The sequence below is a fragment of the Flagellimonas hadalis genome (assembly GCF_007785775.2).
GTDB lineage: Bacteria > Bacteroidota > Bacteroidia > Flavobacteriales > Flavobacteriaceae > Flagellimonas > Flagellimonas hadalis.
In genome coordinates this window covers 318,802-330,554 of record NZ_VNIK02000001.1, presented here as the reverse complement: position 1 = coordinate 330,554, position 11,753 = coordinate 318,802, and the positions used below count along the sequence as shown (strand labels likewise).

Below are 11,753 nucleotides of genomic sequence, written 5' to 3'. Positions count from 1 at the left end.
TGAAAAGACAAATATTAGTCAATTTCTTCAAAATCTATGTATTCTCCAACTTTTTTTGAGGGGTTAGATCTTCTGAACGGCTTTTTGACAATGGTGGTATCCCCTTCATGCGTCCTATCCCCGCTAAAATCCTGAGCACCTCCAAACTGCTGCCCAAATCGTTCACTGGTTTTCTTGATCGCATAATTGAGCAATTTGGGGGCCAACCATTTTAGGAGCAATTTCAACCCAAAATATACTAATATGATGATTAAAATCGTTTGTAGTAAAACCATATAGCTCTCGTTATTGTAACAAAATTACACTGTTGGTCCACTAAACCCCGGAAACGTATCTTAAAATAGTATTAAAATCAGTTATATGGATTTTTCCATTGCCCAAAGGTCAATTTTCTTTTTTGTTCTACTCCCAACGCTTCTCAGCGCACAGTACACGGACGTCATCAATTCCAATAGGCCGGGAAGGGCCGTAAGTGCCTATGCCGTGGGCAAAGGCGTGGCGCAGGCAGAGGTGGGGCTCTTCTATGAGCAGCAGGACAATGTGGATTTGAACTCTGATTCCAATATTTTTGGGACGGATTACGCCCTTCGATACGGATTGCTTTTCGAGGAACTGGAAATCAATTTGGAAGGGTCTTTCATGAGCCAGAACATTACCTATCCCGATTTTGGCATTGAAGGGAACCTGACCAATTTTTCACGGAACCGTCTGGGCCTGAAATATTTGGTGTACGACCCCTATAAAAATCCGGAGCGCAACAAGCCCAACCTGTATAGCTGGAGGGCCAACAATGTGTTCCAATGGAAAAACCTGATTCCGGCTGTATCCCTGTATGGTGGGGCCAATTTCTTGTTTGGCGATAACCCTTTTTATCCAGGAGATCCCAGTCTTTCGTATAGAGGAGGTGTGAATACGCAAAGCAGATTGTCCCCGAGGGTGGTGCTGATCTCCAACATCGCCTATGACCGGATTGGGACGGATTTTCCGGAATGGCGCTACGCCCTTTCCGTGACCCATGCCTTCAGAGATCCCAGATGGAGCATATTTGTGGAAGGTCAAGGTATTTCGGGGGACCGCTATTCCGATATTATTCTTAGGACGGGTGTCGCCCGCCTCATCAACCCTGACTTTCAGGCCGATTTTCATTTGGGTTCTGGCTTCAAGAATTCACCTTCCCGCATTTTTGCCGTATTGGGATTTTCCTATCGATTGGATTTCCACAAAGATCAAATGAAGGCCATAGACGAACAACCTTCCGGGCAAAATGGCAGCATCAAAAAGAACGCCAACAAGCGAAAATCCAAAAAAGACAGAAAGAAAGAAAAAGATGATATCGATTTCTAATTTTTGATTGTTTCATTTTTTCTACTGTAACCAATATTCCCTATTATTGGCTTTGCAAAAATTGATGTATGGTCACCATAAAACAGGTCCGGTCCAAAGCAGACCTCAAGCAGTTTGTAAAATTCCCGTTCTCGCTCTATAAAGGTTCCCCATATTGGGTGCCGCCCATCATCAAGGATGAAATGGATTCCTTTGACAAGGATATCAATCCCGTGTTCAAAAATGCCGAAGCTTCTTTTTTCTTGGCCTACAGGGGCAACAAAATAGTCGGGCGAATCGCTGCCATCATCAATTGGCTGGAGGTGAACGACCAAAACCTCAAAAAGATGCGTTTCGGTTGGTTCGATTTTGTGGACGACCTAGAAGTGTCCAAGGCGTTGCTGGACAAGGTGAAGGAAATCGGCCAACAACACCAATTGGAATATATGGAAGGGCCCGTGGGTTTCTCCAATTTGGACAAGGTGGGAGTGCTCATTGAAGGTTTTGACCATATCGGGACCATGATCACGTGGTACAACCATCCCTATTATCAGTCACATTATGAACATCATGGTTTTGTAAAGGAAAAGGAATATCTGGAAAACAAGTTTTTGGCCGCAAAGGCAGATCCGCAGTTTTTCTATAAGGCCAACCTTTTGATAAAGAAGCGATACGGGCTGAAGGAGATGAACTTTGAAAGGAGCTCGGAGATCATGCCCTGGGTGGACAAGATGTTCGACCTGTTCAATGAAACCTACTCCAAACTGTCTTCTTTTGTACGGATCACGGATGTACAAAAAGAGTATTTCAAGAAAAAGTACATCAGTTTCATCAACCCGGAGTACATCAAATTTGTAGTGGACTCGGATGACAATTTGGTGGCTTTTGCCATTGTGATGCCCTCTTTTTCCAGAGCATTGCAAAAGGCGAACGGTAAACTGTTCCCTACTGGCATTTTTCATTTATTGAACGCTAGGAAGAACAGCAAGGATGTGATTTTTTACCTGATCGGCATCCACCCCGACTATCAGAACAAAGGGGTCACGGCCATTATCTTCAACGAGTTTTACCACACCTTCACCAAAAAGGGCATCGTGAACTGCATTCGTACACCTGAACTGGAGGACAATGTGGCCATTCGGCAGATGTGGAAGCATTTTGATCCCATGACACACAAGCGGAGACGTACCTACCGCAAGGATTTATAAAAACAATCCCACATGAACAACATCATCTCTATTAAGCTCTTTTTACGTCTTGGACTCTCTATCAGTTTTTTATCCGCTGTGGCCGATAGATTTGGTATGTGGGGCAAAGAGGTTTCGGTATGGGGAAATTGGGAAAATTTTTTGGACTACACGCAGGTCATCAACCCGTGGGTTCCAAGTTTGCTTATCCCTACACTTGGTACAATCGCTACCGGAGCTGAGATTATTTTTGCCCTTTTTATCCTCATTGGCTTTAAAACTGAACTCTTCGCCAAATTGAGCGGATTCCTTCTATTGCTTTTTGCACTTTCCATGACTTTTTCCACTGGAATAAAAGGTGCGCTGGACTTTTCTGTTTATACCGCTTCTGCCGCAGCTTTTGCGTTAAGCACCCTAAAGGAGAAATATCTGGAAGTGGACGGTTATCTTTAGCGAGGTAGATATAAAAAAATCAATACGAGGGAGCCAAGCGTTTTTGCGACCAAAGTCGTGAAAATAAAATAAAGGCACAGTGTCCGAGCGAAGCGAACCTATGCCTATACTCTATATATAATTTGTGAGATTATAATTTATTCCCCCATCGCGGCCGCAACAGCAGCAGAAAGTCGCTTGTAGGTACCGTTTTCAAGTCTTTCCCTAATCGATGAGAAGGCATCCAAAGTTTCGACAATATCTTCCATGGTGTGGGTGGCCGTAGGAATCAAGCGCAATAGGATCAATCCCTTGGGTATTACAGGATACACCACAATGGAACAGAAAATACCATGGTTTTCGCGAAGGTCCTTTACCAAGGCCATCGCTTCGGGGATACTTCCGTTCAAATAAACGGGGGTTACACAGCTTGAAGTTGTTCCAAGGTCAAATCCACGTTCACGAAGACCATTTTGCAAAGCGTCCACGTTTTCCCAAAGTTTTGCCTTCAGTTCAGGCATCGTACGCAACATATCCAACCTTTTCAATGCGCCTTTCACGTAGACCATTGGCAAAGATTTGGCAAACATTTGCGAACGGAGGTTGTATTTTAAATATTCAATGATTTCTTTATCTGCGGCAACAAAGGCACCGATTCCTGCCATGGATTTGGCAAAAGTGGCCAAATAGACGTCAATACCATCCTGTACACCTTGCTCCTCGCCTGCTCCGGCACCTGTTTTTCCCAACGTACCAAAACCGTGTGCATCATCCACCAAGAACCTGAACTTGAATTTTTTCTTCAGCTCCACGATTTCTTTAAGGATACCTTGTTCTCCCCTCATTCCAAAGACCCCTTCGGAAATGACCAAAATGCCCCCTCCAGTTTCGTTGGCCATTTTTGTGGCGCGTTCGAGGTTCTTTTCAAGGCTTTCGGGATCGTTGTGCTTGAAAGTGAAACGTTTTCCCATGTGCAGACGGACCCCGTCAATGATACAAGCGTGACAATCCACATCGTAAACAATGATATCATCCTTGGATACCAATGCGTCTATGACGGACATAAATCCCTGATAACCAAAGTTCAGCAGATATGATGCTTGCTTGTGTGCAAATTCGGCAAGTTCCTTTTCCAACTGCTCGTGGAAATCGGTATGTCCGCTCATCATTCGGGCACCCATGGGATAGGCGGCACCATGCTCCATAGCGGCTTCACCGTCCACTTTTTTGATTTCCGGTCGATTGGCGAGACCCAGATAGTCATTGATACTCCACGTTATGACATCCTTTCCTTGGAATTTCATTCTGTTGGAAATGGGACCTTCCAATTTCGGGAACACGAAATATCCTTCGGCCTGTGAGGCCCATTTTCCCAAGGGTCCTTTGTTCTCAATGATTCTATCAAATAAATCTCTCATCTACCTTTTAAATTTGATTCAAGTGCAAAAGTATATATTTTTATGTAGCTCACACAACGAAATTTTTGTACAAAAAAACGACAATGTTTTGCATTGCCGTTTCTTTCAATTTCTATGTATGCATTTTACTTAATGTATTCTATTTTCTCTGGTACTTCGGCATTCTGGATATCGAAAAACCCTTGGTTTTCCATCCAATCGTTGCTATAGACTTTGCTCATGTACCTTGATCCATGATCCGGGAATACTACCACGACATTACTGTCTGCGGTAAATTCTCCCTCGGTATCCAATTGGTAGAGGGCCTGCATGGCAGCTCCACTGGTATAGCCTGCAAAAATACCTTCGGTATGGGCCAATTTCCGCGCCATATGGGCACTTTCACCATCCGTTACCTTGACATAGCGGTCTATACAGTTAAAATCAGTTGCGGCTGGAATAAGGTTTTTGCCTAGGCCTTCTATACGGTAGGGATATACCTCGTTGTGATCGAACTCACCGGTCTCGTGATATTTTTTCAAAACGGAACCGTAAGCATCAACTCCCAAAACCTTTACGTTTGGATTCTGCTCTTTCAAATAGCGGGCAATCCCTGAAATGGTTCCCCCTGTTCCACTACAGGCCACCAAATGGGAGATCTGTCCATTGGTCTGCTCCCAAATTTCGGGACCAGTGCTCTTGTAATGGGCCTCAATGTTCAGTTCGTTGAAATATTGGTTGATGTAGATGGAGTTCGGTGTTTCGCTGTGCAAGGTCTTGGCCACTTCATAGTAGGATCGTGGATCGTCCGCACTCACGTGGGCAGGACATACATATACCTTGGCCCCCATGGAGCGGAGCATGTCGATTTTGTCCGGTGAGGATTTTGAACTTACGGCCAAGATGCACTTGTAACCTTTTATAATACTTACCATGGCCAGACTGAAGCCTGTATTGCCCGATGTGGTCTCAATGATGGTGCTGCCCGGTTTCAAAATGCCCTGACGTTCCGCTTCTTCAATGATATGGACTGCAATTCTGTCCTTTGAGGAATGCCCTGGATTGAAGGATTCCAACTTGGCGTAGAAGTTTCCGGTAAGGGGGGCCGCTATTCTGTTTAGCTTGACTAAGGGGGTACTTCCAATTAAGTCTAGGATACTGCTATGCGCATTTATCTGTTTCTTCATAACTGGTATTAGGTAAGGAGCAAATTACTAAAGTTTTAGAAAATTGCTCCATGCAAAAGTAACATTTTATTTTAAATGGGCTTTTCCTTCCAGATCTAAAATGAAAGCATATTCCTTCGCCGTCTCCTTCAAAGCCTCAAAACGACCAGAGGCCCCACCGTGTCCGGCATCCATGTTGGTATCCAGGAACAATAGGTTATCGTCCGTTTTGTATTCCCTCAGTTTGGCGACCCATTTGGCTGGTTCCCAGTACTGTACTTGGGAATCGTGCAATCCGGTGGACACATACATATTGGGGTAGGCTTTCTTTTCCACATTGTCATAAGGCGAATAGGATTTGATGTAATCGTAATACTCCTTATCGTTGGGGTTGCCCCATTCGTCATACTCGCCCGTGGTGAGCGGGATGGTATCGTCCAACATGGTCGTGATCACATCAACGAAAGGTACTGCAGCTATCACACCATGGTACAGTTCAGGTTCCATGTTGATGATGGCCCCCATCAGCAATCCACCTGCTGAGCCGCCCATGGCATACAAATGATCGGCACTGGTATATTTTTGTTCAATAAGGAATTTGGAAACGTCGATAAAATCGGTAAATGTATTTTTCTTGGTCAAAAGTTTACCGTCTTCATACCAGGGTCTTCCCAAATATTCGCCTCCACGGATGTGTGCTATGGCATAGATGAACCCGCGATCCAACAAACTCAACCTCACGGATGAGAAATAAGGGTCAATGGTGGCGCCATACGACCCATAACCATATTGCAACAAGGGACTGGTGCCGTCCAAGGGCGTATCCTTATGGTACACCAAGGAAATGGGCACTTTTACCCCATCGCGGGCGGTGGCCCAAAGCCGTTCCGTTTTGTAATTGTTCTTATCGAACTTGCCCCCGAGGACTTCCTGTTCCTTCAAGACCTTTTTGGTCTTGGTTTCCATATTGAAGTCAATGATGGCGTAGGGTGACCCCATTTCGTTGTAATAATAACGAAGCTCTTTGGTGTCAAAATCCAAGTTTACCGAAGGTCCGGCCACATAGGTTTCGCTATCAAAAGGCAAGTAATAGCTGTCCGAACCGTCCCAACGGGATATTTTCATTTGGTTGAGACCATTTTCACGTTCGGAAAGCACATAATAATCCTTGAAAATTTCCACATCTTCCAACAACACATCTTCCCGATGCGGTATAAATTCTTTCCAATTGTCCGATGTCGTACGATCTTCACCTGTCGTCATCAACTTGAAATTGGTGGCCCCATCTTTGTTGGTCAGCACGTAAAAGTTTCCATCGTAATGCGAAATGGAATACTCCACCCCTTTTTCGCGTGGGGAAAATATCTTGAATTCTCCGTTGGGATCATTGGCGTCCAAGAAACGATACTCGGAAGTAAGCGTACTGGAGGAACCTATCACAATGAACTTTCTGGACTTGGTCTTATAGACAAAGGTATTATAGGTGGAATCCTTTTCATGGAAAACCAACTCATCGTCTGCAGAGGGTTTGCCCAAAACGTGCTTGAAAATCTTGTCGGAACGTAGGGTAACCGGATCCTTCTTCGTATAGAACAGGGTTTTTCCATCATTGGCCCAAACAGAACTTCCCGTGGTATTTTCAATGATGTCCGGATAGATTTCCCCGGTTTGGAGGTTCTTCACCTGGATGTTGTACTGCCTTCTGGATACCGTATCGGTGGCAAAGGCAGCCAGAGTATTGTCTGGACTGATGGATACGCCCCTTAGGTTGAAATATTCAAACCCTTCGGCCATTTGGTTACAGTCGAACATGAGCTCCTCCTCTGCTTCCAGACTTTCCTTCTTCCGGGTATAGATGGGATATTCCTTACCTTCTTCATAACGGGTGATGTACCAGTATCCATCCAGTTTATAGGGCACGGAAGAATCATCTTCCTTGATGCGCCCCTTCATTTCTTGAAAAAGATCTTCTTGGAACTTGACCGTGTGGGCCGTCATTTTTTGGTAGTACTCGTTTTCGGCGTTCAAATAGTCAAGGACCTGCTGGTCTTCCCTATTGTTCATCCAATAATAGTCATCTATCCGCACATCCCCATGCTTTTCCAACTTTGTTGGATGTTTGGGCGCCACTGGTGGAACTATGTTCATTGATTCTTCTTTACTGTTTTTGCAAGAGCATGCAAAAGTAAGGCATAAAACCAGAATACAAATTTTTGAAACAGACTGTACCATTCGCTTTGATTTTCGCCAATTTACTACTTTTGCCCTTACACACGATAAAATTTGAAACTATGTTTGGAGATTTGATGGGAATGATGGGAAAACTCAAAGAAACCCAGAAGAAAGTAGAGGCCACCAAAGAACGATTGAACACCGTGATGATCGATGAGCAATCTTCGGATGGGGCGTTGAAAGTGACCCTCACGGCCAATCGGCAGATCAAATCGATTTCCATTGACAACTCCTTGCTTACGGACAAGGAACAATTGGAAGACTACCTTATACTCACCCTGAACAAGGCCATTGAAAAGGCGACCAAGGTAAACGAGGCCGAATTGGCGGCCGTCGCCAAGGAAGGCATGCCCAACATCCCGGGGATGGATGCTTTTATGAAGTAATAACACCCCTAAAGTCCCCTGCCTTCGGCAAGCAGGCCTCAAGGGGACATTTTTGAATCTGTCAGGTTGGGCACCCACCTGTCGGACGGGCAGGCAGTCGAGACCTTATCGACCCCAATAGAAGTGACAATTATCCTATACTTTTCAAGACTTTTAAAAAATGTAGGTGCATCTCGTCGGTATAGTCCAAATGGGTCACAATGCGCAGTTTTCCCTGCCCCATGCCAATAATGGAAACTTGGTTTTCCGTCAATTGGTCCAGAAATCGCTTGGAGGTCATTTGGGACTCATCGATCTCAAAAATGATGATATTGGTCTCGATGGGCTCCACTTTTTTGATGAAATCCAGAGCATTGAGAACAGCTCCTATTTCCTCAGCTTTTTGATGATCATCGGCCAAGCGGTCAATATGATGGTCCATGGCATAGACCCCGGCCGCCGCCAAATATCCAGATTGGCGCATGCCCCCGCCAAACACCTTTCGGATGCGCAGTGCCTTGTCAATAAGTTCCCTTGATCCTACCAAAACAGAACCTACGGGACACCCCATGCCCTTGCTAAAACAGACGCTTATGGTATCGAAGAGTTTTCCATAAGCTTTTGGATCTTCCCCTTTTTTCACCAAGGCATTCCACAATCGGGCACCGTCCAAATGGTATTTTAAATGGTGGTCATCACAGACTTTCCTGATTTTTTGGAGCTCCGTAAAATCCCAACAGGCCCCTCCCCCTTTGTTCGTGGTGTTTTCGATACAGACCAAAGTGGTCAATGGGCTATGGTAAAAATCAGGGGGATTGATGGATTCCTCCACCTGCTTGGCGGTCATCATGCCCCTATCGCCGTCCACCAACCTGCAGGACACACCGCTATTGAAACTCACCCCGCCACCTTCATAATTATAGATGTGCGCATATTTATCGCAGATCAATTGATCTCCGGGTTGTGTGTGTATCTTGATGGCCGTTTGGTTGGTCATGGTCCCACTTGGGAAAAACAGGGCGGCTTCCATCCCAAAATAGTTGGCCACTTTGGCCTCCAATTCGTTCACTGTTGGGTCGTTTTTAAAAACGTCGTCACCAACTTTGGCGTTCATCATGGCCTCCAACATGCCGGAAGTGGGCTTGGTGACCGTGTCACTGATCAAATTTATCTCCATATACTAAATCGTCATGCTAGTCCATACAATCCATTCCAATGGGCGAGCCATCGGGAATATCTGGTACCGGAATCAGTTTGAACTCCGAAGGTTCTTCCATAAAATTATCGATACGCTTCACCATTTCTGCGGAAATGGCACTCTTCCCTTTGCCCAACAACTGGGTCTTCAAACTTTTCAAGGTCTCGTTGGCGATGGCGTTCACTTGGGGGTGTACATCGTCATGTGCGGCCAAGTTCATGATATGGTACAGCACCCTGAAGTTGATGGTGTTCTGCACTTCTTCCTCATAGGCATCCCTGTGGGAAAGATCGAAAGTACCCTTGATGGTCTCGTCTAATACCTCCTGAAGACCCAATTGGTTTTTGTCCAGACTTTTCTGTTGGATCAATCGGGAAGCACGTTCTGGGTGCAACAATAACCCCAAGGTCATATCAGCAGCTGTTTCGGCCACGGAAAGGGCATCAAAACTTACCCCGGTCCTGCCCTTGAAGGATTCCCTAGACCTTGAAAAACCAATGGCACGTGGCGGGAAAAGGTCCAGTTTGTCCTTAGGTACGGCAATGGTCTTGGCGTCCACTGTTTTCAGTATGGATTCCAATGCTTTTTCCTGAACGGCCTGGTTCACGGGTTTCACAGGTGTCTGCCCATCCCCTTTTACGGCATAATTGTAATCCAGACCTCCTATCACCTTCGACACGGCCTCTGTCTGGTACCTATGGAAAAAATATACGGGCACAAAAACATCTTCCAAGGTGGAATATGCCTCTCCTGTTCTGACATTGTCAATGGAAAATTGGGCGATGGCCTTTTCCCTGATCTTCAGCATGCTTTCCAGTTCTTGACTGGGACTCTTCCCATTGTCCCACAAATGGGCGAGCAAATGGGCTCCTCCGGTTGGGCGGGCATCTTGGTCCGAGATATAGCGCAGTCCGTCGTCTTGTGCCTTTTTCAAGATACCGTTCAGAGCATCCCGCTCGTTGGTTCCCGAAGGAAAATCGGTATAGGAATAGGCAACGATCACCTTGTCCCACTCCCCTATGCCCGTATCATAGGCATTGGCAAAACTGATGGTGTTGCCATTCAACTCAAATTGCGGGTGTGGATAGTCCATAACCGAAGCTCTGTCGTTCGGACTTGCAGCAAAATTATGAGCGAAACCAAGGGTATGACCAATTTCGTGGGCAGACAATTGACGGATGCGGGCCAAAGCAAGGTCCAACATGGGCTGGTAATTGTCGTCCCGCTCCGCAAAAGGCTTGTTCATAAGCGCCTGGGCAATCATAAAGTCCTGACGGATCCGCAAACTTCCCAAACTCACATGGCCTTTGATGATCTCCCCTGTTCGCGGGTCGATGACACTGGCGCCGTAGCTCCATCCCCTCGTGGAACGGTGCACCCATTGGATCACATTATAACGGACATCCATGGGGTCTGCGTCATCTGGAAGGATCTTCACTTGGAACGCATCCTTGTACCCGATGGCCTCGAAGGCCTGGTTCCACCATTTTCCGCCATCCAACAATGCGGAACGGATGGGTTCGGGGGTGCCATTGTCCAAATAATAAATGATGGGCTCCACCGCTTCACTGATAGCTGCGGATGGATTTTTCTTCTGTAACCTGTGCCTTCTCACAAATTGTTTCAGGATAGGTTCCTGAACGGGTGTGGCATAATCGTAATATGAAAAAGGAAATGATCCGCTACGAGGGTCAAAGGCCCTTTTTTTGTATTTATTGTCCGGCAACTCGACCAATGAATGGTGTTGTGCCACGGTCACCAAACTGGGGTCCGGTGTCACCGATCGGATCCATGCTCCTTCAGGATTGCCCTTGAACGTAAGGGTGACATCAAACTCCACGTTCTTGGGAAATGCCTTGGTTCGGTCAAAGGCCAAGGCACTTTTACTTGCATCCAAACTATAGGTACCCTGCTTGTTTCTTTTCAGTCTATTGGAAACGCCATGGGCGTCACGCATCAGAAAATCGGTGAAATCGATGAGATAGCTTCCTTTGGACTCCTCTTCGATCTTGAACCCATGCAAAACGGACTTGGCAAAGGCCTGCTCCACTGATTTTTTTTCCAGTTCATTATCGGTAATCGCCCTAAAAGTGAGGTTCGGCTGCACCAGAAGCAACTTATTGCCTGCCTTTTTGAAGAAAACTACCTGCTCGTTCCCCAATTGCCCTCTATCCAGACCTATATCGTTGCTTCCAATACCGCTGCTCAGGGAATAGACATACAAAAATTCTTTGTCCAGGTCATCCACTTGCAAATAAATCTTGTCCGACCCATCATCATAAAAGAAATTAAAATAACCGCTGAACTTTTGGAAATCCTTGGTCTTTTCAAAAGTTTGGGCCATCATGGCCGATCCCACTAAAAGGAATGATGCAACTAGGTTGATGGTGTTCTTCATAATTGGTTTGAAATAGACCTTAAAAATATGTAAATGATTTTACATTGAGTTACTC

Annotated in this window: 10 protein-coding genes; 4 read left to right on the top strand and 6 right to left on the bottom strand. The window is 45.7% G+C overall.

Annotation, left to right across the window (positions count from 1 at the left end):
* Window positions 1–14: 14 nt before the first annotated feature.
* Window positions 15–275 carry a DUF4834 family protein gene (locus FOT42_RS01330; protein WP_151888770.1) on the bottom strand — a complete coding sequence of 87 codons (261 nt, stop codon included), beginning with the start codon at window positions 273–275 and terminating at the stop codon, window positions 15–17.
* 85 nt (window positions 276–360) lie between these two features.
* Here FOT42_RS01330 and FOT42_RS01325 point away from each other — a divergent pair, with 85 nt between their 5' ends.
* The 3 genes from FOT42_RS01325 to FOT42_RS01315 all read left to right on the top strand — a co-directional run bounded on the left by FOT42_RS01325 (window position 361) and on the right by FOT42_RS01315 (window position 2,963).
* The gene (locus FOT42_RS01325) at window positions 361–1,344 is read left to right on the top strand and encodes a transporter (protein WP_151888769.1); all 984 of its coding nucleotides are present in this window, start codon (window positions 361–363) and stop codon (window positions 1,342–1,344) included.
* A 68-nt stretch (window positions 1,345–1,412) separates the two neighbouring features.
* The gene (locus FOT42_RS01320; protein ID WP_151888768.1) at window positions 1,413–2,531 is read left to right on the top strand and encodes a GTP cyclohydrolase; all 1,119 of its coding nucleotides are present in this window, start codon (window positions 1,413–1,415) and stop codon (window positions 2,529–2,531) included.
* Window positions 2,532–2,543: 12 nt separating this feature from the next.
* Window positions 2,544–2,963 (top strand): DoxX family protein, encoded by a 420-nt coding sequence (locus FOT42_RS01315; RefSeq protein ID WP_151888767.1) that lies wholly within the window; start codon window positions 2,544–2,546, stop codon window positions 2,961–2,963.
* A 137-nt stretch (window positions 2,964–3,100) separates the two neighbouring features.
* Here the strand turns inward: FOT42_RS01315 and FOT42_RS01310 are convergent, their stop codons facing one another.
* From FOT42_RS01310 to FOT42_RS01300, 3 genes are all read right to left on the bottom strand, one after another.
* Window positions 3,101–4,360, bottom strand: coding sequence for a cysteate-C-fatty acyltransferase (locus FOT42_RS01310; RefSeq protein WP_151888766.1), 1,260 nt, complete (start codon window positions 4,358–4,360; stop codon window positions 3,101–3,103).
* A 125-nt stretch (window positions 4,361–4,485) separates the two neighbouring features.
* Window positions 4,486–5,526, bottom strand: a complete 1,041-nt coding sequence (locus tag FOT42_RS01305) for a cysteate synthase (protein ID WP_151888765.1) — start codon at window positions 5,524–5,526, stop codon at window positions 4,486–4,488.
* A 66-nt stretch (window positions 5,527–5,592) separates the two neighbouring features.
* Window positions 5,593–7,653 carry a S9 family peptidase gene (locus FOT42_RS01300; protein ID WP_417937583.1) on the bottom strand — a complete coding sequence of 687 codons (2,061 nt, stop codon included), beginning with the start codon at window positions 7,651–7,653 and terminating at the stop codon, window positions 5,593–5,595.
* Between the two features lie 143 nt (window positions 7,654–7,796).
* Here FOT42_RS01300 and FOT42_RS01295 point away from each other — a divergent pair, with 143 nt between their 5' ends.
* A complete protein-coding gene (locus FOT42_RS01295) occupies window positions 7,797–8,123 on the top strand; it encodes a YbaB/EbfC family nucleoid-associated protein (protein ID WP_151888763.1) in 327 nt (108 codons plus the stop codon).
* A 130-nt stretch (window positions 8,124–8,253) separates the two neighbouring features.
* On the opposite strand, the gene FOT42_RS01290 is transcribed toward FOT42_RS01295, so the two are convergent.
* Both FOT42_RS01290 and FOT42_RS01285 read right to left on the bottom strand, forming a co-directional pair.
* Window positions 8,254–9,279 (bottom strand): threonine aldolase family protein, encoded by a 1,026-nt coding sequence (locus FOT42_RS01290; RefSeq protein ID WP_151888762.1) that lies wholly within the window; start codon window positions 9,277–9,279, stop codon window positions 8,254–8,256.
* Window positions 9,280–9,295: 16 nt separating this feature from the next.
* The gene (locus tag FOT42_RS01285; RefSeq protein ID WP_151888761.1) at window positions 9,296–11,698 is read right to left on the bottom strand and encodes a zinc-dependent metalloprotease; all 2,403 of its coding nucleotides are present in this window, start codon (window positions 11,696–11,698) and stop codon (window positions 9,296–9,298) included.
* Window positions 11,699–11,753 lie beyond the last annotated feature (55 nt).